Here is a 23803-nt window from a genome sequence, read left to right on the forward strand (position 1 = left end):
GTGCGCGGGTCCAGCCGACCTGCGGCGATCTCGGCCTCCTGCGCGGCGACCTGGGACCGGGCGAAGGCGACCATCTCGGTGTGCTGCGCCGCAGCCAACGCCCCCCGCACCTGCTCGTAGAGCGCGATCCGGTCGATCCGCGCCCCATCCGAGACCGCGTAGTCGTCGGTGGCGGCGTCGGCGAGCTCGCCGAGGCGGGCGAGCAGCGCGGTCAGCTCGGTGCTCACCGCGTCACCCGCCCCGCCCGCATCCCTCGAACTCATGTTCGAGAAACTAGCGGGACCCTCTGACACTCTCCTCGACCCGAGGTCCGAGCCCGCCTCGAACTCGGCTAGGCCGCCCTTCAACAGTGTGCACGGGATCGTCGTCGACGACGTCCATCCCGTCATGGCTCCACGAGTGCGAGGCGTCCTACGGCGACGTCGAGGCAGCCACATCCTTACGTTAGGGAACACGCGTGGGCCGGCGTCGAGCGGTGAGGGCTCCCGGGCAGCGGAACCCGACGCGTGACGGAGCGGCCCCACCCCGATGGGCTCCCGACCACCGGGAGCGGGACCGCTCCTCGCGGGGACCGTGCGGGTGCTCCCCCCGGACCGCCACACGCCCCGATGCCACTACCGTGCCCCGCCCCCGATCAGGTCAAACACACCATGTCCGGCGAACGAACCCGTCTCGGACCGCCAGGACGATCTTGCCGCGCAGCGCCCCGGCCCCGAGTCCGGCGTGGACCTCGGCGGCCTCGTCCAGCGGCGCGACCGTCGGCTCGCGCACCGTCAGCGTCCCGTCCTCGACACGCGCTACGGCCTCGCCCAGAGCGGCCGGAACCCCGTCCGGATCGGGAGCCGACAGCGTGACCCCGAACCGCCCGGCCCGGGGGTCCGACAGGGTCACGACGCGGGCCGGGCCGCCGACGAGCGCGACCGCGGGATCGCGATCGGGCGGTCCGGCGGGTTCACCGGGTGGCGCCGGTGGATCGTGCTGGTCACCGGTGCCTTCGTCTTCGTCGCCCTTATCCCGGCGCTGATGACCTCGGACATCCCGGCCGGGTCGCGATCGGGGTGTGGATGCTGCTCTTCGCCGCGCTGTCGTGGGCGGCCGGCGTCAGAGCATCGCCAGCAGCATGCCGGCCATCCCGAGGCTCATGAGCACGTGGCAACAGGCGTCGAGGCGCGCGCTCGTGCTGCGGGTCCGGGTCGGCGCGACCGCCAGGGCCACGGAGCCCGCGGCCGCCGTCTCCCCGGCCTCCGTCGGGACCCCGGCGCAGCCGTCCGCGGCGTCCGGCCGCGCGATCCGCGCCGCCCAGAGCGCGGCACCGGCGAGCACCAGCACGGCGAAGGCCACGCTGCCCGCGAGCGCTCACGGGGGCGTCGACGGTGGCGTCGGGGCGGCGTCCATCACGGCCATCCCCGCCATGCCGGGCATACCGGCCATGTCGGTGCCGCCGTGAGGGGCGGCGTCGGAGACGGCGCCCGAGCCCATGATGTCCGGCATCGCCGCGACCATCCACACCATCGCGGCGTTCGCGACGAGGTGGTAACCCTCGGTCGCGCGGGAGTGGTCGCCGACGGGGAGCGCCAGCCGGGCGAGGAACCAGATCCCCAGGACCCCGAAGACCAGGATCTGGAGGAGCCCCGTCGGGCTCGACGGATCCCCGGTCCACGCCCAGGCCATCGCGATCATCGCGAGGCTCATGAGGAGGTGCGACAGCTCCGCGATCCGGGAGCCGGTGCGGTCCATCCCGCTGGCGAACTCGGTCAGGCGGACCAGCGAGTACACGCCGGTCAGCGTGAACACGACCGTGAAGGCCCAGGACAGCGTCGATGAGAACACGGGCACCCCTCTCGGTGGATCGGCGACGACGCTAGGAGGGCGGCGGTGGCCCGGCGCCCGGTTCTGAGAACGCAGGCCGGGCAAGCGCGCCCGACGGTCGCGATCGCGCGCCCGCCGTCGTCGTGCTCCGGCGGACGGCGTAGCGGCCGTCGCCGTCGGGAGGAGCCGCGCTCTCAGCGGGGCCCGCATCGCCGCGATATCTCATCACTTGCTGGGATATTGACTCGTTGCGACGGGCTCCGTAGCGTCCCGCGCGGCCAGACCCCGGCGAAAAGGGACATCCCGTGACGACTGCCCGCGCTGCCGAGCGCCTCCGCGCCACCGCCACCGGCGCGGTGGGCAACACGCCCTACCTGATCGGCTCGCTGGTCGTCGGGCTGTTGCTCTTCTCCTTCATCGGGTTCGACGAGGGCGCGACGTCGCTGTTCGGGAACACGATGATCGTCCACGAGTTCGTGCACGATGCGCGCCACTTCCTCGGCTTCCCGTGCCACTGATGCACGCGAAGGCGGTGATCCCGCGGGCGGCGCTCGCGGGCGGGATCGGGGGCCTGGTCGCGTTCGGCTTCGCCAGGGTCTTCGCGGAACCGCTGATCGGCCAGGCCATCGACTACGAGGAGCGGCGCGGCGAGGCGGAGCACGCGTTGGCCGTGGCGGCCGGGCAGCCGGGCCACGAGATGGGCGCGGAGATCTTCAGCCGGGGAGTGCAGGGCACCCTCGGCATCGGCGCGGGCATGATCCTCGTCGGCGTTGCGCTCGGGCTGCTCTTCGCCGTCGCCTACACGGTGGTCCAGGGGACCGTGACCTGGCGGCCGCGGGTGCTCGGGCTCGTCCTCGCGGGGGCCGGCTTCCTGACGCTGTACGCCACACCGTTCGTGAAGTACCCGGCCAACCCGCCCGCCGTCGGCCACGAGGAGACGATCGGTGACCGGTCGGGGCTCTACCTGGTGATGCTGATCGGCTCGGTCCTCATCCTCGTCGTCGCGACGCTGGTGGGCCGCCGGCTCTCCGCGCGGCTAGGAGGGTGGAACGCGGCCCTGGTCGGTGGAGCCGTCTACGTGGTGCTCGCCGGGAGCCTCATGGCGGTCCTGCCGTCGCTCGGCGAGCTCGCGGCGAACGTCGGTACCTACGGTCCGGCAGCGACCGAGACGCCCCAGCCGCAGCGCGACGCCACGGGCCGCATCGTGTTCCCCGGCTTCGACGCCGACCTGCTCTCCGCGTTCCGCGTGTACTCCTTCACCGCGCAGCTCCTCCTGTGGGGCGTGCTCGGGCTGGTGTTCGGGGCGCTGGCCGAGCGGGCGTCGGGCGGCTCCCGCGATGAGAGGGCCACGGCGCCGTCGCCGGAGGAGACGTCGGCGCACGCCTGATCGCGGTTCCGGCCGGCCCGGCGCGGGTACGCCGGGCGGACCCCATGACGAACACCGCTCCCGCGCCGGGCCGCCACCGCGACCCCACCGGCGCGTTCACCTCCCCGTTCTCGGCCCTGCGCGAGCGTCAGCGCCTCGAGAAACGTCGTGTCGCGAGTCTGGCGGTGGCCGTCACGGCGGGAACGCTCATCACCGTCTTCGGGGTCACGAGCCTTCTCGAGCCGATCGGCCGCGGCTGGCCGGCCGTCCTCGTCGGGGTGGCGACGGTGGCCGTGGCGACCCTCGTGCTCGTCCTCGATCCGCCGCGACGCCCGGCGGTCACCCGGCGTCCGGGGAGGCGGCGCGCCTCGCGACGGTGACGGCTCGCGATCCGGCGGGCTCAGTGCTTCGAGGTGGCCGCGAGCCGGGGGTGGATCAGTTCCCCCAGGGTGGTCCCGCCGGGTGAGCCACCCGAGAGCGGGTGGTCGACGACGACCTCGAGCACCGTCACCAGTGCCACCGCGAGGGCGAAGACGGCCAGCGTCGTCGCGAGCCCGACCAGCAGGGCGCGGACGCCGCCCGTGAGGCGCGGTCGGTGGGCGTGGGCCGACTCGGCGCGCGACCCGGCGGCGGTCATCGCCCGCACCGTGGCGGCCGACGGCGGGAGCGCGACGTCGGCCGACCGCCGGTCGGCGCCGAAGCCGGGGCGTCCGGGCAGGCCGTCCTGGCGCCGGACCCGGCCGTGCTCGCTCCGTGGCATCGTCAGCTACCCCCAAGGTCGGGGGTGTACCCCGCACACCAGGAGCGAACCACCTGATCACCGGTGTCGGGCGACCTCGTCGCGCACGCGGTAGCGCAGGTGCGTGACCCGTCGGGGGAGGTCGTCGGCCGGCGGGGTCTCGAGCCGTCGGACGAACTCGAGCTCGACGTGCCGGGCCGCGAGGTTGTCGAACAGGCGCCGACCCCGGCCGAGGAGCACCGGGACGAGGTGGAGCTCGATCTCGTCGAGCTCGCCCACCGCCAGCAGGCCCTGTGCCATGCCCGCGCCGTGGACCATCACGTCGCCGTCCCCGGCCGCCGCACGCGCCCGCGCCGCCGCGTCGCGCGGATCGGTGGCGTACTCGACGCTGCCCGGCGGCGGCTCGTCGGGGACCCGGTGGGTGAGGACGACGATCGGGACGCCGTCGTGGTGGTCACCGCCCCAGCGACCGGCCAGCTCGTAGGTGCGGCGCCCGGCGAGGACGGCGCGGGTGGCGAGGGCCTCGGCGTAGACCTCCCCGCTCGGCCCCGGCTCGAGCCGGCGGTCGAGCCAGTCGAACAGCCGGAACCCGCCACGGCCCATCGGGTTCGCGGCGTCGTCGTCGGGGCCGGCGACGTAGCCGTCGAGCGACACGGTCATATCGAGTCGGATCGCCATCACCGCTCACCCCCGGGCAGGACGCGGTAGCGCAGGTGCACCGACGCGGGCCCGTCGAGGGCGTGCACGAGCTCGAGCTCCACCTGCTCGGGCGCCAGGTCTCGAACAGCCGCCGACCCTGCCCGAGCAGGACCGGCACCACCTGCAGCGCCATCTCGTCGAGCTCCCCGGCCTGCAGGAAGGCCCGCGCCGCCTCGGCGCCGTGGAGCAGGACGTCGCGGTCACCGGCGGCCCGTCGAGCCGCGGCGGCGGCTTCCCGCACGTCGGTGACGTACCGGGCGTGCCCGGGGGCGGGCCGCGGCGGCGGGGTCCGGGTCAGCACGATGATCGGCACCCCGTCGTGGTGGTCGCCGTTCCAGTGCCCGGCGAGGTCGAAGGTGCGACGTCCGGTGAGCACGGCACCGGTCGACATCGCCTCGGCCAGGACGGCCGCCCCGACGTCGTCGTCGCTGCGCGCGGTGTCCGGAGCGCCGTCGTCGAGGGCCAGGGACTCGTGCAGCCGCTCCCCGCCGACCCCGAGACCCTGCCCCGGCCCGTCGTCCGGTCCCGTGACGAAGCCGTCGAGCGACATCCACATGTAGAGCACGATCCTGCCCATGTCGGTCCTCCTCGTGGGTCAGATGCGAGAAGGTATCAGACAATACTGTTTTAGGACTATGGGTCACCTCGGCTGTGCCGTTCGGCCCTCGGACGACGATCGATGCCGGAAAACGAAGAGTCGACTGTGACGGGAACGCAAGGCGGCTGAGAAGGCCGGACGTCCCCTCCGATCGGGCACGACGGGCCCTTGAGGATGTGGTCGGGGCAGAGGAGGGTGAGTGATCCAGGGCACAATTCCCGGTCGGGTATGGGGCACCGCGATGGGCGAATGCGAACCGCGCAACTTCATCCGGCCCTGTCTGCTGCTCCTGCTGCGGGAGCGGCCCGCCCATGGGTACGACCTCGTCGAGCGGCTGCACGCCGCGTTCATCGATGACCTGGACCCCGGCGGGGTCTACCGCACGCTGCGTTCCTTCGAGCGGGAGGGACTCGTCCGGTCGACGTGGTCCACCTCGGGCTCCGGACCCGCGCGGCGCACCTACTCGCTGACGACGGCGGGTACCGACTGCCTCCGCCACCAGATCGAGCTCCTCGAGGTGACCCACCACCTCGTGCACGTGTTCCTGGCGCGCTGCGGCGAGGCGTCGCTGGTCTCGTCGGTCGTGGGTGAGAGGTCGGAACGCACGGGGGTCGGCCCGTGAGCACGCCTGACCCGCCACACTGCGACGGCGAGGTCTGCGTGACGTGCTCCGACGAGGCCGTGCCCGTGACCGTGCTGGAGATCCGCGACGACGGGATCGCCCGGGTGGACACCGGCCTCGGCGTCGAGGAGGTCTCGGTCGCCCTCGTCGACGCCGCCGTCGGGGACGTCGTCCTGGTGCACGCGAAGGAGGCGATCGCCTGCCTGGGCGCGGCGCCCGGGTCCGCTCCCGGCGGGCCCGCGCGGTGAGCGCCGCCGGTGCCGAGCGCACCCGGGTGCGCGTCCGGGTCTCCGGGATCGTGCAGGGCGTCGGTTTCCGGCCGTTCGTGCACGCGCTCGCGACGGCGCACGACCTCGGCGGGTTCGTGGGGAACGACGACGCCGGGGTCGTCGCCGAGGTCGAGGGCAGGCTCGAGAGCGTCGATGCGTTCCTCGCTTCGCTGCGGCAGCGTCCGCCGGCGCTCGCGGTCGTCGAGTCGGTGACCACCGCCGCGCTCGCCCCGCGGGGGGAGCGGACCTTCGTCATCGGCGCGAGCGCCGTGACCGGGCACCGCGACGCGCTCGTCAGCGCCGACACCGCCACCTGCGCCGACTGCCTGGCCGAGATGTCCGACCCGGCCGACCGCCGCCACCGGTATCCCTTCACCAACTGCACCCACTGCGGACCGCGGTTCACGATCGTCCGCGACGTCCCCTACGACCGCGCCACCACGACGATGGCCGGCTTCGCGATGTGCGGGGCGTGCGCCGGCGAGTACCACGACCCCGCCGACCGGCGCTTCCACGCCCAGCCGACCTGCTGCCCGGCCTGCGGGCCGACGCTGCGGCTGATCGGCGTCGACGGGTGGGCGGGCACGGTCCGAGCCGACCCGCTCCGCGCGGCGGCCGCGCTCCTCGCCGACGGCGCTGTCCTCGCGGTGAAGGGCCTCGGCGGCTACCACCTCGCGGCCCGCGCCGACGACGACGCCGCCGTCACCCGGCTGCGTAAGGGAAAGCACCGGGACGAGAAGCCGTTCGCCCTGATGGCCCCCGATTTGGCCCGGGCGGGCGAGCTCGTCGTCGTGGACGGGGCCGCGGCGGCGGTCCTGTCGTCGCGCCGCCGACCCATCACGCTGCTGCGCCGCCGACCCGGGGCGCCGGTCGCGGACGCCGTCGCACCCGGCAACCGCGACCTCGGCGTCATGCTGCCCTACACGCCGCTGCACCACCTGCTCACCGCCGAGCTCGGCGTCCCCGTCGTGCTGACCAGCGGCAACCTCTCCGACGAACCGATCGCGGTCGACGACGACGACGCGCGGGCCAGGCTGGGCCCGCTCGCCGACGGGTTCCTCGCCCACGACCGCCCGATCCACGTGCGCGTCGAGGACTCGGTGGTCCGGATGCACCGCGGCGCCGAGCTACCCGTGCGCCGCGCGCGGGGGTACGCGCCGGAGCCGGTCGCGCTCGGGTTCGCCGTGCCGCGGCCCGTGCTCGGGCTCGGCGCGGAGGTGAAGAGCACCGTCTGCCTGCTCCGCGGGCGGCGCGCCTTCCTCTCCCCGCACCTGGGCGACCTCACCAATCCCGAGGCCTACCGCGCGTTCCGGCACATGACCGGCCACCTCGCGCGGCTGTTCGGCGTCGAGCCGGCCGTCCTCGCCCACGACCTGCACCCGGAGTACCTGTCGACGAAGGAGGCGGTGGCGCGGGAGGAGGCCGGTGAGGACGTCGATCTGGTCGGTGTGCAGCACCACCACGCCCACGTCGCCTCGTGCCTCGCCGAGCACGGGTGGACCCCCGCCGACGGCCCGGTGCTCGGCGTCGCTTTCGACGGCACCGGGCTCGGCCTCGACGGCGCGATCTGGGGCGGCGAGCTGCTGCTGGCCGACCTCGCGAGCTGCGAGCGGGTCGGGCACCTGGCCTACGTGCCGCTGCCCGGCGGGGCCGCCGCGGTGCGGGAGCCGTGGCGGATGGTCGCCGCGTACCTGCCCGACGGGGACGGCTCGGCCGTCCGGGAACGACACGCCGACGCGTGGGACCCGGTCGTCGCCCTGGCCCGCCGCGGCGTCGGGTCGCCGCTCACGTCCAGCGCCGGGCGGCTCTTCGACGCCGTCGCCGCCCTGGTGGGGGTCCGCGACACGGTGTCCTACGAGGGGCAGGCGGCGATCGAGCTCGAGCAGCGGGTCGACCCGGGGGAGACCGGCGCGTACCCGGCCGGCGTGGCCGGCGGGGTGATCGCCGGGGCCGACCTGGTGCGCGCGGCCGCCGAGGACCTGCGGGGCGGGGTCGAGGTCGGGCGGATCGCCGCCCGGTTCCACCACGGGCTCGCCGACGTGACGGTACGGGCGGCCGGGACGGCGGCCGCGGCGCACGGCGTCTCGACCGCGGTGCTCTCCGGCGGGGTGTTCGTCAACGAGGTGCTGCTCGAGCGGGTCCGCTCCGGGCTCGAGGCGCTGGGCCTGGACGTGCTGGTGCCTGCCCGGGTGCCGTGCAACGACGGCGGGATCAGCCTCGGGCAGGCCGCGGTGGCGGCCGCGCGAGAGATCGGGGGAGGTCATGGGTGAGCTGGGATCGACGGCCGCCGACGCCGTCGCGGCCTTCGGGCGCCGCCGCGCCGCGACGACGGCCCTCGCCGACGAGGCCGAGGCCGTCGCGGCCACGTGCCAGGCGATGGCGGCCCGGTTCCACGCGGGCGGGCGGCTGCTGACGTTCGGCAACGGCGCTGCCGCGGCGGACGCCGCCCACCTCGCCGTCGAGTTCGTCCACCCGGTGATCGTCGGCAAGCGCGCCCTGCCCGCCCTGTCGCTGGTGAACGACCCCGCGACGCTCACCGCGGCGCTCGCCGCCGAGGGACCCGACGAGACCTTCGCGGCGCCGCTGCGCTGCCTCGCGGTACCCGCCGACATCGCGCTGGGCCTCTCGCCCGACGGGGAGTGCCGCAACGTCGCCCGCGCGCTGGGCGTGGCCCGGGCCCGCGGGCTGCTCACGGTCGCGCTGGTCGGCGGCGACGGCGGTCGGCTCGCCGGGTCGGGCGACGTCGACCACCTCGTCGTCGCGCGGTCTTCCGACCCCGCCGTCGTCAAGGAGATCCACGTGACGATCTACCACGTGCTCTGGGAGCTCGTGCACGTCTTCCTGGAGAACCCCGACTCGCTGACGGACGGTGCCGCGTGACCGGGCTCGAGTCGCTCTACCCGTTCCTCTACCCCTCCTCGGGCGGAGCAGGGTCGGGCGAGCGGGTGCTGGGCGAGGTCGCCGCCTCCACGCGCGAGAAGATCGCCGAGATCGACCGGCTCCGCCGTCGCGTGGCCGACGAACAGGCCGAGGAGATCGCCCGGTGTGCCCGCGCGATGGCGGCCTCGTTCGCGGCGGGCGGGCGGCTCGTCGCGTTCGGCAACGGGGGCAGCAGCACCGACGCGCAGGCGGTCGCGGCGTGCTTCACGGTGCCGGCCTCCCCGGGCCCGGCGCTGCCCGCCGTCGCGCTCACCGCCGACGTCGCGGTGCTGACCGCGCTGGCCAACGACGTCTCGTTCGAGGTCGTCTTCGCCCGCCCGATCGCCGCCGCTGGCCGGCCGGGGGACATCGCGTTCGCGCTCTCCACCAGCGGCGGGTCGCGCAACGTGCTGGCGGGGCTCGCGGCCGCGCGGCGGACCGGGATGCTCACCGTGGGGCTGGCCGGCGGGGGCGGGGGCGCCATGGCCGAGCCGGGCACCGTGGACCACCTGTTCGTCATGCCGTCGAGCTCGGTGCACCGCATCCAGGAGGCGCAGACCACCGTCTACCAGGTGCTCGGCGAACTGGTTCGGGACGAACTCAGGCGATCCTGAGAACTGCGATCTTCTCGGACAGCGTAAGGGTGCGCGGCCGATCGAGTGCTATCCCCGACGATATTGCGCTCCTATGGGACGGTGGGTGACCGCCAGTTTCCCGGCGGCGGCCGAATGATCAGTCGAGGAGCACGTATGTATGCAGTAGTGGTCACCGCCCGTATTGATTCGTCCCGTGCGCAGGAAGCCCGGGACGAGCTCGCGGCGGTCGTCGTCCCCGGTGCGAAGGCAGCCCCGGGATTCATCAGGGGCACCTGGGCCGGTGGAGAGGAATCGGGGCACGCGATGATCCTCTTCGACACGCGGGAGCATGCCGAGCAGATGGCCGCGAGGCACGTTCCACCACCCGAGTCGGCAGCCCAGATCGAGAGCATCGGGACCTACGAAGTGCGGGCGGAGGCGTGAGGTCATGACCATCAGGGAGATCATCGAGAAGGGCACCGAGCTCTACAACAAGGGTGACGTCGACGGGTTCTGCGCTCTGTACCGCGCCGACGCCGTGCTGACCACCCCGGACGGCCGCTTCGAGGGCCCGGAGAACATGAAGCCGTACTTCCAGGGCCTGTACGACGCCTTCCCCTCGGGCGGGGTGTCGGTCGGGCGGGGTTGTGAGGACGGGGATCTGTACTGCGGGGAGTTCATGATGGAGGGGGTCAACACCGGACCTCTGGCGATGCCCGACGGCACCGAACTGCCCGCAACGCACCGTTCCGTCGAGCTCCCCGCCATGGAGATCGCCCGCGTCGAGAACGGCGAGATCGTGGAGCACCGGTTCTTCTGGGACAACCTGGCCTTCATGAGCCAGTTGGGCCTGGGTGCCTGACGGCATGTGAGCACTTTCTGGGGCTATAGCCCCAGAAAGTGCTCACAAGGGCTCCGCCCACCTAACAGATCCGGGGCAGCGGATCCCCGACGAGCAGGTCGACGATCCGTGTGCCGCCGAACGCGGTGCGCAGCAGCACGAGCCCGGGCGGGTCGTCGGCGACCCGCCCGACGACGGCGGCCTCGCCGCCCAGCGGGTGCGCCCGCATCGCCGCCAGGACGTCGGCCGCGACCTCCTCGGCGACCACCGCCACCAGCCGGCCCTCGCACGCGACGTAGAGCGGGTCGATCCCGAGCAGCTCGGCGGCGCCGGTGACCTCGGCGCGCACCGGGACGGCGGCCTCGTCGACGACGACCGCCGCCCCTGACGCGGTCGCGATCTCGTTGAAGATCGTCGCGACCCCGCCGCGGGTGGCGTCGCGCATGACCCGCACCGCGGTGCCGCCCACGTCGAGGATCGTCGCGCACAGCGTGTGCAGCGGGGCGGTGTCCGAGACGAGGTCGGACTCCACGTCGAGATCGCCCCGGGCGAGCATGACGGTGACGCCGTGATCGCCGATCGGGCCGGACACGATCACCGCGTCGCCCGGCCGGGCGGCGCCCGCGTCCAGCGTCCCCGGGCGGTCGAGCAGCCCGACGCCCGCCGTCGTGACGAAGCAGCCGTCGGCCTTCCCGCGCTGGACGACCTTCGTGTCGCCGGTGACGATCTGCACCCCCGCCGCCGCGGCGGCGGCCGCCATGGTGTCGACGATGCGCCGCAGGTCCGCGACCGGGAACCCCTCCTCGAGGACGAAGCCCGCCGAGAGGTGCAGCGGGCGGGCGCCGGAGACGGCGAGGTCGTTGACGGTGCCGTTGACCGCGAGGTCGCCGATGTTGCCGCCGGGGAAGAACAGCGGGGACACCACGTAGGAGTCGGTGGTGAACGCGAGCCGGGTGTCCCCGACCCCGACGACCGCCGCGTCGCCGAGCCGCTCGAGCTCCGGGTTGCGGAACGCGTCGAGGAACACCGCCTCGATCAGCGTGCTCGTCGCCTTGCCGCCCGCCCCGTGCGCGAGCGTGATCCGCTCCTCGCGCACCCGGGGACGACGGCGTCGGGCCCGCTCGATCCGCTCGAGGACCTGGTCCTCGGTGCGCAGGTGCTCGGCGCCGGCGTGCGCCGCGACGGCGTCCTCGGCCCACGAGGCCCGCTCGGTCCCCGAGGTCATCGCCGCACCACCGGATCCGCCAGCAGCGTCGCCTCCCGCACGCGCGAGCGGCTGAAGCGCCCGAAGTTGTAGTACGCCGCGCACGCCCCCTCCGACGAGACCATGCACGTCCCGATCGGCGTCTCCGGGGTGCACGCCGTGCCGAACACCTTGCACTCCCAGGGTTCGAGCACGCCCTTGAGCACCTCGCCGCACTGGCAGGCCTTCGGGTCGGCGACCCGCACCCCGGGGACGTCGAAGATGCGCTCGGCGTCGTACGCCGCGAACTCCGACCGCAGGGCCATCGCCGAGTGCGAGATGAACCCCAGGCCCCGCCACTCGAACCACGGCCGCAGCTCCATCACCTGGCCGATCACCTCGAGCGCCCGCCGGTTGCCGTCCCAAGGCACCACCCGGCTGTACTGGTTCTCCACCTCGCAGCGCACCTCGGCGAGCTGGCGCATCAGCCGGTGCACGGAAGCCAGGATGTCCAGCGGCTCGAACCCCGCCACCACCAGCGGCTTCCCGTGGTCGCGCGCGATGAACTCGTAGGGCCGGCACCCGATGACGGTCGAGACGTGGCCCGGCCCGAGGAACCCGTCCAGGCGCAGGTCGGGCGAGTCCAGGATCGCCTTGATCGCCGGGATGATCGTGACGTGGTTGGCGAAGACCGCGAAGTTCTCCAGCCCCTCGGCCCGTGCCCGCAGCACCGTCATCGCCGTCGACGGGGCGGTCGTCTCGAAGCCGATCGCCATGAACACCACCCGCTTGTCCGGGTGGTTCCGCGCGATCTTCAGGGCGTCGAGCGGCGAGTACACCATCCGGATGTCCGCGCCGGCCGCCTTCGCGTCGAAGAAGGAGCCGCGCCCGCCGGGCACGCGCATCATGTCGCCGAACGCCGTCATGATCACGTCGTCGTGCTCGGCGATCGCGATCGCGTCGTCGACCCGGCCCATCGGTAGCACGCACACCGGGCAGCCGGGGCCGTGCACGAGGCGGACGTTCTCGGGCAGGTGGTCCTCGAGCCCGTGCTTGTAGATCGTGTGCGTGTGCCCGCCGCACACCTCCATGAACGCGTAGCGGCGCCCCGGCTCGCACAGCGCGGCGATCTCCCGCGCCAGGTGGCGGGCGGTCTCCGGGTCCCGGAACTCATCGACGAAGCGCATCGGGCTCACCCCACGTCCGAGGTCGCGAAGTCCTGCAGTTCCTGGTCGTAAGCCGGCCCGAGCTGGTGCAGGACCCGCAGCGCGGACGCGGCCTCCTCCTCGTCGATCTTCGCGAGCGCGAAGCCGACGTGGATGAGGATCCAGTCGCCGACGGCGAGCTCCTCCTCACCGCGCAGCAGGCCGACGTTGACCTTGCGCCGCACCCCGCTGACGGTCACCAGCGCGAGATCGGTGTCGTCGTCGGGCAGCTCGACGAGCTCGCCCGGGATCCCGAGGCACATCTATCCCACCTCCTGTTCGGTGCGAGTGCTGACCGTGATCGATTCGAGGACGAGCTCGTCCCCGGTGAGCAGTTCGAGGTCGTGGGCGCCGCAGGTCCCGCAGGCGACGACGAGCTCGTCGGCCGTCGTCGTCGACGCGCATCCGCGGCAGCGCACCGCGACCGCGATCTCGACGACCTCGACCACCGCCCCCTCGGCGACGCCACCGTCGGCGACCATTGAGAACGCGTCGTCGAAGACGGCGCGGTCGAGGCGGTGCAATGCCCCGACGTGCAGCCGCAGCGCGCTCACCGGCCGCCCGGCGGCCCGCGCCTCGACGGCGTCGAGCACCGAGGCCGCCACCCCGAACTCGTGCACGCGATCTCCCCCGCCCTCACATCGCCCGCATGCGCAGGTAGCGCTTGATGTCCTCGCGCGAGTCGTAGGCCAGCCACCCGGCCCCGACCAGCGCCCCCAGCGCCAGCAGCTTGATCATCGCGCCACCTCCTCCTCGTTCCTCACCCCGAAGTCCTCGCCGGCGAGCAGCCGGTCGACCACCCGCCCCACCGCCGCGACCGCCTCGTCGACGGCCGCCAGCACCGGCGTGCTGAGCCCGATCCCGGGCTCCAGCTCCGCCGGCTCGCAACCGAGCACCAGCACCCGCCCGACGACGTCGCGCGCGCCGCGCCCCGTCCCGGTGTCGCGCGCGAGCCCGTCGAGCAGCGCGAGCACGGCATCGGGGGACATGCCGTGCGGGTCGAGCGCGGCGTCCGCGGTCGCGGCGAGGTCGTGCTCGAGCAGGTACAGCGCGCCGGGCGGCCCGTCGCGGTGGGTGGTGTCGACGATCAGCAGCACGTCGTAGCCGTCGAGCAGCCGGTAGGCCAGGTGCACCCCGCGGATGCCCACGTCGACGACCTCGACGTCGGCCGGAACGTCGCCGGGCCGGGCGAGCAGGCGCGCGGCGACCTCGGAGCCGAAGCCGTCGTCGGAGCAGAGCACGTTGCCCACGCCCGCCACGAGGATCCTCATGGTGCCACCGCCAGCTCGTCGGGGGCGAAGTAGCGGAACCGGCCGTGCGCGGTCTGCAGGTCGGCGGGGTCGTCGTCGAGCGAGACCGCCACGTGGACCAGGCCGTCGACGTCGTGCAGCACCGCCTGGACCACCCCGGAGCGGCCGCGCAGGAAGAGGTCCTGCGCGTCGCCACCGGCCCGCGGCCACAGCACGACGGCGCTGCCGGCCCGGACCTCGACCTCCCCGACCACCACGGCGTCCGACGACGGGTCCACGGACGCGTCCGCGCCCGGGTCCCACCACGGGACCTCGGGGGTGACCAGCGTCGGCACCTCGTCCGGGGCCCGTCCGTCCGGCCGGATCGCCCCGTGCAGCCGTTCGACCATCGCCGGGCCCATCGCCTCGATCGCGTCGAGCAGGTCCGCCGCCCGGGGGTCGGTGGCGCGGGCCTCGCGCTTCTCGTCGTCGGTGAGGGCCGCCGTCCGCAGCGTGAGGATCTCGTCGTTCTCGGTGCCGTCGAACAGGTCGGTCGGGCTCTCCGGGGCCAGCTGGGGATGGTCGGCGAGGATGATCGGGGTCGCGAGCAGCAGCGACGTGCACCCCTCGGGGCCCGCCAATACCGGCCAGCTGTGCTCGTTGACGCAGTCCCGGACGGCGGGCGCGGCCCACTCCGGCGGGTCGGTGCTCGAGACGAACGCGCCGGCGTCGAGCGCCAGCACGGTGTGCGCGGCGAGGAACGCGCGGTCCAGCGCCCGGTCCCGCCCGCCGTCCTCGACTCCGGGGCCGACCTCGGCGTCGTTGACGACGTCGAGGCGCAGCCGCGCCGCGCCGTAGGGGCCGGGGACGTCGTCGAGCCCGACGACGATCCGCCCGGTCAGGTCGTCGGTGTCGCGCACGTACGCGCCCCGCGGGACACCGGCCGTGTCGAGGAGCGTCTCCGTCTCGCGTGCTCCCGGGACCACGACGGGCACGATGACGGGGCCGGCGCGCAGGTCGTCGAGCGCGATCTCGGCGTCGACCTGGCGGGGCACGCCCTCGTCCCACCCGAAGTGCGGCGTGCCGTCGATCTCGAGCCGCTCGGACCGCGTCCCGGCCGCGTCGAGCACGCTGCGCCGCTGCCGGTGCAGGAACCGCAGGCGCAGGGTGAGCCGCGCCCCGGGGCGGGGCTCGACGAGGCACTCGGTCCGGCTGGCCGACGGCTCGCCGCCGCCGGAGCCGGCCGGCACGAGGACCCCGAACTGCCAGCGCAGCGCGTTCTTCTGCGCCGAGGCGCGGTAGGGGTAGAGCAGGTAGCCCTCGAACAGGACGGCGTCGGCGACGGCGGCGACGTCGTCGAGCCCCGCGGTCACGGCGCGCCTTCCGCCCGCGAGAGCAGCGCGTCGATCGTCTGCTCCCAGCTCGGCAACGCCTGCGCCGCACGCCACGCCGTGAGCCGGGACATCGTGTACTCGGGCAGCGCGAGCCATGCGGTCCCCGCGTAGTGGGCGGCCATCATGTCCCGCCACAGCGCGATCGGGAGCCGGAAGGTCGCCTCCTCGTGCCAGGGGACGAGGCCGACCTGCACCCCCTGGGCCGACCGGTAGAACACCGTCCCGCTGAACAGGACGAGCAGTGGGACCTCGCCGTCGTCGAGGCCCCGGAAGTAGCGGGTCGAGGCGATCTCGACGTCGTAGGTCAGGGGCACCTCGATGTCGACGACGGTGTCGCCGGTGAACGTCCCGACCAGCGTCGACACCGTCGCGAGCTGCATCGGGTTGCACGAGCGCGCCCAGTCGCCCGGCTCGCCGAAGAGCTCCACCAGCCGATGCTGCTCGGCCTCGCTGTAGCGGCGCTTGCGCGGCTCGATCCGGACCTGGGCCCGCAGCGCAAGGGTGTGCACCGTCGTCCCGGTGGTGTCGGCGACCCGGAGGCGCAGCCGCAGCGTCGGTCCCATGGCGTGTGGGTCGTGATCGGCGGACTCGACGGCGAAGCGCAACGCGGGACCGGGAGCGGAACGCGGGAAGGGCAGTGTCATGGGGCCGGCTCCAGGTCCCGGGGCCCCAGGTCCCGGGCTCGGACGCGGACCTCGTCGAAGAACCCGTCGATCGCCGCCCACGCCGCCGCCCCGCCGTCGAACCCCTTCCAGGTGGTGCGCACCAGCCCGACGAGCCGGTAGCAGGCGTCGATCGGGACGAGGAAGCATTCCGTGTTCCCGTCGCGCGGCCGGCGTACGAGCAGCGCCTCGACGTCCGGCTCCAGGATCGTCGCGAGTCGGGTGGCACCCACGCCCTCGTCGAAGTGCTCCAGATCCAGCTCGCTCTCGGTGGCCCCCGCCGGGCTCGGGTAGCAGGCGAGGACGCCGTCGCGGGTGGAGTCGACGAGGAAGAACGCGGTCGAGACCGGGATCTGCAGCGCGTCCCACGCGGCGTCGGTGAGGGTGAAGCCGGGGTCGCGGCGGTAGCGGTCCGGCACCGTCCGGTAGCCGGCGACGAAGCCCCCGTCGACCCCGAGGCGCTCCTCGCTGAACAACAGCGCACAGGGCCGGCACGCGCAGCGCAGCGAGCGCTCCCCCGGCCGGACCAGATGGGCGTGCTCCTCGGGGATGTCCGCCGCGCACAGGTCGCAGCGCTCGACGACCGGCGCGGCGGGCCGGGCGGCCAGGAACCGGCGCAGGCCCGCGACACCCCCCGCCGGCGCGGTCACGACCCCGCCGCGAGCTCGGGCGGCCGCATCCCGATCTGGACGAGCGCCGGTCCGGCCGGTTCGGTCTCGAACTCGACGGCCGCGATCTCCGGGGTCAGCTCGCCCAGCGCCTTGCGCACGACGTCGCGCACGGTGTCCCCGGTGCCGCAGCCCCCGCCGCCGAGGTGCACGTACACCGTGCCGGTGTCCAGCTCGACGTGGTCGAGCGCGATGCCCGCACCATGACTCCCCAGCCGCCGCCGTGCGGTGTCCAGCGCGTGGCCGACCCGCGTCGGCAGGTCCACCGGGTGCAGGTCGTGCAGCGCGAGCAGCGCCGAGACCAGCGGGTCCGCGCCGAGCCGGTGCACCAGGTCGTCGCCCCCTGCGACGCGCACCACCGAGACGGCGGCCTCGAGCCCGGCGCCGTAGAACTGCATGAGGACGCGGACGAGTTCCTCCCCCGCGCGCCCCGGCCCGTCGCCCGCCGCAGCGAGCTCGGCCAGGATCTCCTCGATCGCCTGGGCGAGCTGCTGCGGGTCGGGGGCCTCGGAGGCGCGCGCCGTCACGGGAGGTTCAGCTGCGTCGGCGAGGTCTCCTTGTGCAGTTGCTTCCCGTTGCCGAGGTACATGTGCACGCCACACGGCAGGCACGGGTCGAAGCTGCGGACGGCCCGCATGATGTCGATGCCCTTGAAGTTGTCCGGGCTGTTCTCCTCGAAGATCGGGGTGTTCTGCACCGCGTCCTCGTAGGGGCCGGGCGTGCCGTACCGGTCCCGGACGCTGCCGTTCCACGGCGTCGGCGGGTACGGGTGGTAGTTCGCGATCTTCCCGTCCCGCACGACCATGTGGTGCGACAGCACACCGCGGACCGCCTCGGTGAACCCACAGCTCACGGACTCGTCGGGCACCACGAAGCTCTCCCAGGTCTTCGTGTTCCCGCCGCGCACCTCGGCCATCGCCTTCTCGACGAAGTGCAGCGCGAGGGCCGCGGCGTAGGCCTGGAAGTAGGTGCGGGCGCGGTCGCGCTCGATGGCGTTGGACAGCGGCGCGCCGGTCTTGTCGGTCGGCGGGGTCCAGGTGAAGCTGCGCGCGGGCTTGAGCGCGGTGCGCGGGAGGTTGATCTCCACGCTGTGCCCGGTCGACCTGATGGTGCCGGTGTCGACGAAGCCGGCGAGCGCCGTGGCCCACAGCCGGGCGATCGGTCCGCCGCCGGTGTCCAGCGGGAGGTGCTCCTTGCCGTCGAACCAGCGCGGCGACATCGTCCACGAGTACTTGTCGTCGAAGTCACGCTTCTGCGGCGCGGGGATCGTGTGCTGGTTCCAGGGGTGGTCCTGCGAGACCGGATTGCCCAGCGGATCGCGCTTGACGAACATCTCCTGGTCCTCCCAGCCCCGGTAGTAGGAGCTGCCCAGGAGGATCCGGATGCCGAGGTTGATCTCGACGAGGTCGGTGGTGACGAGCTTCCCGTCGACGATGACACCGGGGGTGACGAACATCTTCCGTCCCCAGTTGGTCATCGTGCGGTAGTCGAAGTCGCAGTGGTCCGGGTCGTTCAGCGAGCCCCAGCAGCCCAGGAGCACCCGCCGGCGGCCGACCTCCTCGTAGCCCGGCAGGGCCTCGTACATGAAGTCGAAGAGGTCGTCGTGCATCGGCACGACCCGCTTCATGAACTCCACGTAGCGCATCAGCCGGGACAGGTAGTCGGTGAAGAGCTGGATCGTCGCCGTCGTCCCGACGCCGCCCGGGTAGAGCGTCGACGGGTGGACGTGCCGCCCTTCCATCAGACAGAACATCTCGCGCGTGTAGCGGGAGACCTGCAGCGCCTCGCGGTAGAACTCGCCCGTGAACGGGTTGAGCGCCCGCATGATGTCGCCGATGGTGCGGTAGCCGTGCTCGGCGGCGCCCCGTGCCTCGGTGCGGTTGGCCAGCTCGAGCACCCCGGGGTTGGTCTCCGAGATCATCTTCTCGCAGAAGTCCACCCCGACCAGGTTCTCCTGGTAGATGTTGTGGTCGAACATGTACTCGGCGGCCTCGCCGAGGTTGATGATCCATTCCCCGAGGTGCGGCGGGCGCACCCCGTAAGCCATGTTCTGGTTGTAGACCGAGCACGTCGCGTGGTTGTCGCCGCAGATTCCGCAGATACGGCTGGTGATGAAGTGCGCGTCGCGCGGGTCCTTGCCCTTCATGAAGATGGAGTAGCCGCGGAAGATCGACGACGTCGAGTGGCATTCAGCCACGCGTTTCGCGCCGAAATCGATCTTCGTGTAGATGCCCAGGCTGCCGACGATGCGGGTGATCGGGTCCCAGGCCATCTCGACGAGGTCGGTCTTCTGACCTGTCGAGGCCTTCGGTGCGGTGGCGGTCATCAGGTACGACCTCTCAGAACGCGACGGGCTGATAACCGGTGTCGAGCTTGCGACCCTTGTGACGCCAGCGCGGTTCGGCGTCGACGGTCTTCTGCGTGATCTTGCGCAGTCTGCGGATGACCCCGCCGTAGGCGCCGCTCGCGGCGCCGGAGACCCGGCTGCCGGGGGGCGGGTCCATGAACGGCATGAACTTGTCGTGGAAGCCCGGCATGGTGCATCCGATGCAGATGCCGCCCACGTTCGGACAGCCGCCGATGCCGTTGATCCAGCCGCGCTTGGGCACGTTGCACTTCACGACCGGGCCCCAGCAGCCGAGCTTGACGATGCACTCGGGCTGGCCGTACTCCGTCGCGAACTGGCCCTGCTCGTAGTAGCCGCCGCGGTCGCAGCCCTCGTGCACCGTCGCGCCGAACAGCCACGTCGGACGCAGGGCCTCGTCGAGCGGGATCATCGGCGCCGAGCCCACGGCCTGGTAGAGCAGGTAGAGGATCGTCTCGGAGAGGTTGTCCGGGTGGATCGGGCAGCCCGGGACGTTGACGATCGGGATGCCGAGAACGGACTTCCAGTCCCAGCCGAGGTAGTCGGCCACGCCCATGGCGCCCGTCGGGTTGCCCGCCATGGCGTGGATGCCGCCGTAGGTCGCGCAGGTGCCGACGGCGAGCACGATGGCCGCCTTCGGGGCGAGCCGGTCGATCCACTCGCTCGTCGTCCGGGGCTGACCGGTGGCCGGGTCGTTGCCGAACCCGCACCAGTAGCCCTCCTTCTTGATGGCCTCGTTCGGGATCGAGCCCTCGATGACCAGGACGAACGGCCCGTCGAGCTCACCGCGCTCGGCCTTGAAGAACCACTCGATGAAGGTGTCCGCGCCCTTGTCCGGGCCGGACTCGAAGTCGATCAGCGGCCAGTGCACGGCCACCGTCGGCAGCCCCGGGAGGGCTCCGAGGGCGATCTCCTCGATGGAGGGCTGGGTCGCGGCCGTGAGGGCGACCGAATCGCCGTCACAGGAGAGGCCCGCATTGATCCAGAGGATGTGGACCGTGGTGTCCTCGGGCGCAGCAGTGGTCGTCACGAATTCCCCCAGCGGATTCAACGGAGCGCCGTCGAGTGGGTGGCACCAGCGGAGGGGAACAGGCTGGCAGCGTGATCGGTGGAGCGGTAAGTGACTCCGACACGTAGGGACGGCCCGCACAGTCGGGACGGGGGCTGCCGCCGCCCTCCGTGCGGGCGGGATCATGCTGCCCGTGACCGCGTCCTACGACGACCTGTCGGCCCTGTTCGTGAACTGCACGCTGAAGCGCTCACCGGAGCGCAGCCACACCCAGGGACTCGTGGACCTCAGCGTCGGCATCCTCGAGCGGCAGGGCGTCCGGGTCGACCAGTTCCGCGCCATCGACCACGACATCGCGGTGGGCGTCTGGCCGGACATGACCGAGCACGGCTGGGCGAGCGACGCGTGGCCCGAGCTCTACCGCCGCGTCCTGGCCGCGGACATCCTCGTCCTCGCGGGGCCCATCTGGCTGGGGGACAACAGCTCGGTGACCAAGCAGGTCATCGAACGCCTCTACGCCTGCTCGCACCTGCTCAACGACGCCGGGCAGTACGCCTACTACGGGCGGGTCGGCGGCTGCCTGATCACCGGCAACGAGGACGGCGTCAAGCACTGCGCGATGAACGTGCTCTACAGCCTCCAGCACCTCGGCTACACGATCCCGCCGCAGGCCGACGCCGGGTGGATCGGCGAGGCCGGGCCGGGGCCGTCCTACCTCGACCCCGGCTCGGGCGGCCCGACCAACGATTTCACCAACCGCAACACCACGTTCATGACCTGGAACCTGCTGCACGTGGCCCGGATGCTCAAGGACCGCGGCGGCATCCCGGCCCACGGCAACCAGCGCTCCGAGTGGGACGCCGGCTGCCGTCTCGACTTCGAGAACCCGGAGCACCGCTGAGGCGCGGCCGCCCCGGTCAGGAGACCCCGAGCCGTTCGGCCGCCATCCGCGTCCCGGCGACCCGGTTGGTGATCTTCTGGAAGGCCACGTCGCGGGCGAAGTCCGGCGAGCCGTGGTTGGGCTTCTCGTCGATCGAGAACGGGGAGAAGCCGCAGTCGTCGGTGGAGCCGAGCTGCTGGCGGTCGATGAAATCGGCGGCGCGGACCAGGCGGTCGGCGATCTCCTCGGCGCTCTCGACGCGCGGGTTGCCGGGGTTGACCACGCCGAGATAGGCCATCTGGGTCACGCCGTCGGCGTCCGTGCGCAGGTGCTTGCCGATCGACTCGTAGACCGGGTCCTTCTCGCGCTCGCTGGCGAGCTGGATGAGGAAGTACCCGGCGTTGATCCTGAACATCTCGGGCAGCAGGTTGTTGTAGGGCACGTCGGCCGAGTGCACCGAGTCGCGGTCGCCGCCCGGGCAGGTGTGGACCCCGATCTTCGTGCGCTCCTCCGGGGAGAACCGCGCCATGACGCCGTTGATGAGCTCGATGAAGTGGGGCAGCAGCCCCGCGCCCGTCCAGGGGTTGCGCGGGTCCGCGCGGGTCGCGAGGCGGCCCTCGGTGAAGTCCACCGAGACCCGCGCGGCGCCCGCGTCGAACGACTGGCGGATGTCCTTCTCGCACTCGTCGACGAGCTTGGCCTCGAAGTCCTCCCGGGAGTAGCCCTCCACCGGGTCCTCGAGGGGGTAGAGCAGCGCGAGCATCGACGGCGAGATCACCGCCTGCTTCATCGGCCGCGTCGTCTTCGGGATGGATTTCCGTAGGGAGTCGGCGGCGTAGTTGGCGTACTCGAAGGGCCCCTTGACCAGCTTGGGCAGCTGGCGGCCGTGGCCGTCGGCGAAGATCGCGAAGAACTGCCCGCCCGGCCCGAGCGAGGGTGCCAGTCCGGTGCCGGCGAGCGTGTCGGTGATCGGGTAGGTCGCGAACGACGACCACCGCTGCTCGCCGTCGGAGATGATCGGCGCCCCGGTCGCCTCGTAGCGGGCCAGGGTGTCGTCGACGGCGGCCTCCTGCTCGGCCTCGAGCGCCGCCTTGTCGATCTTCCCCTCGTCGTACGCGGCGTACGCCTCCTGCAGCGTCGCCGGCCGTGGCATGGAGCCCACCGGTTCGGTGGGGATCCCGGTCGCGGTGCGCGGGTCGTAGTCGGCCATGGCGATGCTCCAGAGCGTCGGCGGATCGGGGAGCGCGACCCGACGCTATGGTGTGGTCCAGATCACGTCAACGCGGTGCTCCCGCCGGCAGAGCGGGCCGTGGCACGGCCCGCTCCGTCCCGGTCGGGGCGGTCAGGCATGGACCGCCGCGAGCTGCTCGGCCTGGGTGGCGGCGTCCCAGTCCCCGGTGCAGTAGAGCGTGACCGCCCGGACCTGCCCGCCGGAGCACTCGAGCCAGACCAGGTTGCGCGAGTACGTGCTCCCGGGACGGTCCGGGCCCACGACGGTGCGGGCCGCGAACTCGAGGACGACGCCGGTGTCGGTCCCGACCGCCCGCTCCGAGACCACCTCGCCGCCGTAGGGGAAGGCGTCGCGCAGGAGCCCCGCGAGCTCGTCCGGACCGTGGCCGCGGACCAGGCCGAAGGGCACGTTCAGCACCACCGCGACGTCGGGGGCGTACATCGCCGGGTCGAGCCGCCCGGCCCGCACCGACCGGAGGAAGCCCTCCGCGACCTCGGTCCCCCGGTCGACGGGCACGTCGAGCAGGTCGAGGTCGGTGAACCCGACACCCCCGGTCGCGATCGCCGCGATCCGTCCGGCGACCTCGTCGGTCTCGGGCAGCGCCGAGTTCGCCATGGCGCCGGCGTGGTCGTCGAACTCGCAGATCGCGAGGTAGCGGTTCGGTGTGTGGTGGTCGGTGTAGATCGCCTCCCGGCGCAGGGTGTTGCGGCCCCGCGTCGCGCTGCGCCAACGCGCGTCGGCGGCCCGCAGCGCCTCGGGGTCGTCGGTGGTCACGTCGATGATCTGGACGAACGTCATCGCTCTCCTCCTCGGGTCGGCCGGGCCCTCGTGGCCCGGTCCCACCCCTTCCGGCGTGAGGGAGCGGCGCACGATGTGAGGCGGTGGCCTCACAGGTGCCACCGGCGCGGGTGCTCGGGGGAGTACACGCAGTACGTGCCGGTGCGCACCGAGCTGCGCAGGTGCTTGCCCAGCCCGGGCAGGGCGGTCTCGATGCGGGTGATCGCGTCGCGGATCCGCCAGGTCACCGCGGTTCGGGCCCGCTCGGCCGAGCTCCCCGGGCGTCGCGGCCGACCGCCGAGCCCGTAGGCGCGCGAGAGCTCGGCGACGAGGAGATCCCGCTCCTGCGCCGCGGAGGTGTCGCCCCGCTCGATCCGCTCGTCCAGGTCCGTGAGACGCCGGCGGTAGGCCGCCCGGGCGGCGTCGTCGAGGGCGTCGCCGGCTGCGGGCAGTCCGGCCGCGGGCAGCCCGGGCGCGGACGGGGTGCCGCCGACGAGGTCGAGGACGTGGAACTCGCGATCCGGCTCCGCGACCAGTCGGGCGAGGTCGGTGAGGCCCTTCACGTGGCGCAGCACCACCCGCTGGTCGCCCTCGCCCACCGTCCACGTCGGCCCGTCGCGACGCAGCGTCCCGTCGCCCTCGCCACCGGCCGGTCCCCCGTCGGCGATCGAGGCGCAACGGGCCGCGAGGAGCGGGAGGTCCAGCCGGGTGTAGATCGCCCGCGCCGTGGCAGCCGACGCGGTCGCGTCCGGCCGGCCCGCGC

The 23803-nt window shown here is 73.1% G+C and carries 30 protein-coding genes and 3 pseudogenes; 11 read left to right on the plus strand and 22 right to left on the minus strand.

Annotation, left to right across the window (positions count from 1 at the left end):
• The 4 genes and pseudogenes from VGH76_RS11185 to VGH76_RS11200 form a co-directional block, all read right to left on the minus strand.
• Positions 1–263 (minus strand): annotated as a pseudogene (locus VGH76_RS11185) (hypothetical protein); the annotation flags it as partial.
• 376 nt (positions 264–639) lie between these two features.
• Entirely contained in the window at positions 640–891 is a 252-nt protein-coding gene (locus tag VGH76_RS11190; protein WP_331556758.1) for a zinc-binding dehydrogenase, read from the minus strand.
• A gap of 210 nt (positions 892–1101) precedes the next feature.
• Positions 1102–1341: a hypothetical protein gene (locus VGH76_RS11195; protein WP_331556759.1), complete on the minus strand. Its 240-nt coding sequence runs from the start codon at positions 1339–1341 to the stop codon at positions 1102–1104.
• 15 nt (positions 1342–1356) lie between these two features.
• Positions 1357–1830, minus strand: coding sequence for a DUF5134 domain-containing protein (locus VGH76_RS11200; RefSeq protein WP_331556760.1), 474 nt, complete (start codon positions 1828–1830; stop codon positions 1357–1359).
• Between the two features lie 284 nt (positions 1831–2114).
• On the opposite strand from VGH76_RS11200, the gene VGH76_RS11205 reads away from it, so the two are divergent.
• The 3 genes from VGH76_RS11205 to VGH76_RS11215 are packed head-to-tail and all read left to right on the plus strand — an operon-like array spanning position 2115 to position 3555.
• Positions 2115–2327, plus strand: a complete 213-nt coding sequence (locus VGH76_RS11205; RefSeq protein WP_331556761.1) for a CbtB domain-containing protein — start codon at positions 2115–2117, stop codon at positions 2325–2327.
• Positions 2327–3196 (plus strand): CbtA family protein, encoded by an 870-nt coding sequence (locus tag VGH76_RS11210; protein ID WP_331556762.1) that lies wholly within the window; start codon positions 2327–2329, stop codon positions 3194–3196. Before VGH76_RS11205 ends, VGH76_RS11210 begins: the two co-directional genes overlap by 1 nt.
• A gap of 44 nt (positions 3197–3240) precedes the next feature.
• The gene (locus VGH76_RS11215; protein ID WP_331556763.1) at positions 3241–3555 is read left to right on the plus strand and encodes a hypothetical protein; all 315 of its coding nucleotides are present in this window, start codon (positions 3241–3243) and stop codon (positions 3553–3555) included.
• A gap of 20 nt (positions 3556–3575) precedes the next feature.
• Here VGH76_RS11215 and VGH76_RS11220 read toward each other — a convergent pair whose 3' ends face one another.
• The 3 genes and pseudogenes from VGH76_RS11220 to VGH76_RS11230 all read right to left on the minus strand — a co-directional run.
• The gene (locus VGH76_RS11220; protein WP_331556764.1) at positions 3576–3935 is read right to left on the minus strand and encodes a hypothetical protein; all 360 of its coding nucleotides are present in this window, start codon (positions 3933–3935) and stop codon (positions 3576–3578) included.
• A 57-nt stretch (positions 3936–3992) separates the two neighbouring features.
• Positions 3993–4592: a dihydrofolate reductase family protein gene (locus VGH76_RS11225; RefSeq protein WP_331556765.1), complete on the minus strand. Its 600-nt coding sequence runs from the start codon at positions 4590–4592 to the stop codon at positions 3993–3995.
• Between the two features lie 157 nt (positions 4593–4749).
• Positions 4750–5190 (minus strand): annotated as a pseudogene (locus VGH76_RS11230) (dihydrofolate reductase); the annotation flags it as partial.
• A gap of 220 nt (positions 5191–5410) precedes the next feature.
• On the opposite strand from VGH76_RS11230, the gene VGH76_RS11235 reads away from it, so the two are divergent.
• The 7 genes from VGH76_RS11235 (at position 5411) to VGH76_RS11265 (ending at position 10458) form a co-directional block, all read left to right on the plus strand.
• On the plus strand, positions 5411–5833 hold the full coding sequence (locus tag VGH76_RS11235; RefSeq protein WP_331556766.1) for a helix-turn-helix transcriptional regulator: 423 nt from the start codon (positions 5411–5413) through the stop codon (positions 5831–5833).
• Positions 5830–6081 (plus strand): HypC/HybG/HupF family hydrogenase formation chaperone, encoded by a 252-nt coding sequence (locus VGH76_RS11240; protein ID WP_331556767.1) that lies wholly within the window; start codon positions 5830–5832, stop codon positions 6079–6081. The genes VGH76_RS11235 and VGH76_RS11240 overlap by 4 nt, the downstream gene beginning before the upstream one ends.
• Positions 6078–8372: a carbamoyltransferase HypF gene (gene hypF / locus VGH76_RS11245; RefSeq protein ID WP_331556768.1), complete on the plus strand. Its 2295-nt coding sequence runs from the start codon at positions 6078–6080 to the stop codon at positions 8370–8372. Before VGH76_RS11240 ends, hypF begins: the two co-directional genes overlap by 4 nt.
• On the plus strand, positions 8365–8982 hold the full coding sequence (locus VGH76_RS11250) for an SIS domain-containing protein (RefSeq protein WP_331556769.1): 618 nt from the start codon (positions 8365–8367) through the stop codon (positions 8980–8982). The genes hypF and VGH76_RS11250 overlap by 8 nt, the downstream gene beginning before the upstream one ends.
• On the plus strand, positions 8979–9635 hold the full coding sequence (locus VGH76_RS11255) for an SIS domain-containing protein (protein ID WP_331556770.1): 657 nt from the start codon (positions 8979–8981) through the stop codon (positions 9633–9635). Before VGH76_RS11250 ends, VGH76_RS11255 begins: the two co-directional genes overlap by 4 nt.
• A gap of 135 nt (positions 9636–9770) precedes the next feature.
• Positions 9771–10040, plus strand: coding sequence for a hypothetical protein (locus tag VGH76_RS11260; RefSeq protein ID WP_331556771.1), 270 nt, complete (start codon positions 9771–9773; stop codon positions 10038–10040).
• A 4-nt stretch (positions 10041–10044) separates the two neighbouring features.
• Complete coding sequence (locus VGH76_RS11265; protein WP_331556772.1) at positions 10045–10458, plus strand: ester cyclase; 414 nt, start codon at positions 10045–10047, stop codon at positions 10456–10458.
• Positions 10459–10519: 61 nt separating this feature from the next.
• Here VGH76_RS11265 and hypE read toward each other — a convergent pair whose 3' ends face one another.
• From hypE to VGH76_RS11320, 12 genes are all read right to left on the minus strand, one after another.
• Positions 10520–11593, minus strand: a complete 1074-nt coding sequence (hypE, locus tag VGH76_RS11270; RefSeq protein ID WP_331556786.1) for a hydrogenase expression/formation protein HypE — start codon at positions 11591–11593, stop codon at positions 10520–10522.
• A gap of 65 nt (positions 11594–11658) precedes the next feature.
• The gene (gene hypD, locus VGH76_RS11275) at positions 11659–12807 is read right to left on the minus strand and encodes a hydrogenase formation protein HypD (RefSeq protein WP_331556773.1); all 1149 of its coding nucleotides are present in this window, start codon (positions 12805–12807) and stop codon (positions 11659–11661) included.
• A gap of 5 nt (positions 12808–12812) precedes the next feature.
• Complete coding sequence (locus VGH76_RS11280) at positions 12813–13088, minus strand: HypC/HybG/HupF family hydrogenase formation chaperone (protein WP_331556774.1); 276 nt, start codon at positions 13086–13088, stop codon at positions 12813–12815.
• Positions 13089–13445 carry a hydrogenase maturation nickel metallochaperone HypA gene (locus VGH76_RS11285; RefSeq protein ID WP_331556775.1) on the minus strand — a complete coding sequence of 119 codons (357 nt, stop codon included), beginning with the start codon at positions 13443–13445 and terminating at the stop codon, positions 13089–13091. It abuts the gene before it with no gap.
• Between the two features lie 16 nt (positions 13446–13461).
• Positions 13462–13563: a DUF6893 family small protein gene (locus VGH76_RS27980; protein ID WP_414637708.1), complete on the minus strand. Its 102-nt coding sequence runs from the start codon at positions 13561–13563 to the stop codon at positions 13462–13464.
• A complete protein-coding gene (locus VGH76_RS11290; protein ID WP_331556776.1) occupies positions 13560–14096 on the minus strand; it encodes a hydrogenase maturation protease in 537 nt (178 codons plus the stop codon). Before VGH76_RS11290 ends, VGH76_RS27980 begins: the two co-directional genes overlap by 4 nt.
• The gene (locus VGH76_RS11295) at positions 14093–15427 is read right to left on the minus strand and encodes a hypothetical protein (RefSeq protein ID WP_331556777.1); all 1335 of its coding nucleotides are present in this window, start codon (positions 15425–15427) and stop codon (positions 14093–14095) included. Before VGH76_RS11295 ends, VGH76_RS11290 begins: the two co-directional genes overlap by 4 nt.
• Positions 15424–16092 carry a DUF6084 family protein gene (locus VGH76_RS11300; protein ID WP_331556778.1) on the minus strand — a complete coding sequence of 223 codons (669 nt, stop codon included), beginning with the start codon at positions 16090–16092 and terminating at the stop codon, positions 15424–15426. Before VGH76_RS11300 ends, VGH76_RS11295 begins: the two co-directional genes overlap by 4 nt.
• Positions 16089–16760, minus strand: coding sequence for a DUF5947 family protein (locus tag VGH76_RS11305; protein WP_331556779.1), 672 nt, complete (start codon positions 16758–16760; stop codon positions 16089–16091). The genes VGH76_RS11300 and VGH76_RS11305 overlap by 4 nt, the downstream gene beginning before the upstream one ends.
• Complete coding sequence (locus tag VGH76_RS11310; RefSeq protein ID WP_331556780.1) at positions 16757–17305, minus strand: NifU family protein; 549 nt, start codon at positions 17303–17305, stop codon at positions 16757–16759. Before VGH76_RS11310 ends, VGH76_RS11305 begins: the two co-directional genes overlap by 4 nt.
• Complete coding sequence (locus tag VGH76_RS11315; protein ID WP_331556781.1) at positions 17302–19104, minus strand: nickel-dependent hydrogenase large subunit; 1803 nt, start codon at positions 19102–19104, stop codon at positions 17302–17304. Before VGH76_RS11315 ends, VGH76_RS11310 begins: the two co-directional genes overlap by 4 nt.
• 13 nt (positions 19105–19117) lie before the next feature.
• Entirely contained in the window at positions 19118–20173 is a 1056-nt protein-coding gene (locus tag VGH76_RS11320; protein WP_331556782.1) for a hydrogenase expression protein HypE, read from the minus strand.
• Positions 20174–20345: 172 nt separating this feature from the next.
• Here VGH76_RS11320 and VGH76_RS11325 point away from each other — a divergent pair, with 172 nt between their 5' ends.
• A complete protein-coding gene (locus VGH76_RS11325) occupies positions 20346–21053 on the plus strand; it encodes a flavodoxin family protein (protein ID WP_414637709.1) in 708 nt (235 codons plus the stop codon).
• A 16-nt stretch (positions 21054–21069) separates the two neighbouring features.
• Here VGH76_RS11325 and VGH76_RS11330 read toward each other — a convergent pair whose 3' ends face one another.
• The 3 genes and pseudogenes from VGH76_RS11330 to VGH76_RS11340 form a co-directional block, all read right to left on the minus strand.
• Entirely contained in the window at positions 21070–22242 is a 1173-nt protein-coding gene (locus tag VGH76_RS11330; protein ID WP_331556784.1) for a 5-methyltetrahydropteroyltriglutamate--homocysteine methyltransferase, read from the minus strand.
• Positions 22243–22374: 132 nt separating this feature from the next.
• Complete coding sequence (locus tag VGH76_RS11335; protein WP_331556785.1) at positions 22375–23061, minus strand: hypothetical protein; 687 nt, start codon at positions 23059–23061, stop codon at positions 22375–22377.
• Positions 23062–23150: 89 nt separating this feature from the next.
• Positions 23151–23803, minus strand: a pseudogene (locus VGH76_RS11340) (hypothetical protein); the annotation flags it as partial.

Source organism: Actinomycetospora sp., from assembly GCF_036497585.1.
Lineage (GTDB): Bacteria > Actinomycetota > Actinomycetes > Mycobacteriales > Pseudonocardiaceae > Actinomycetospora.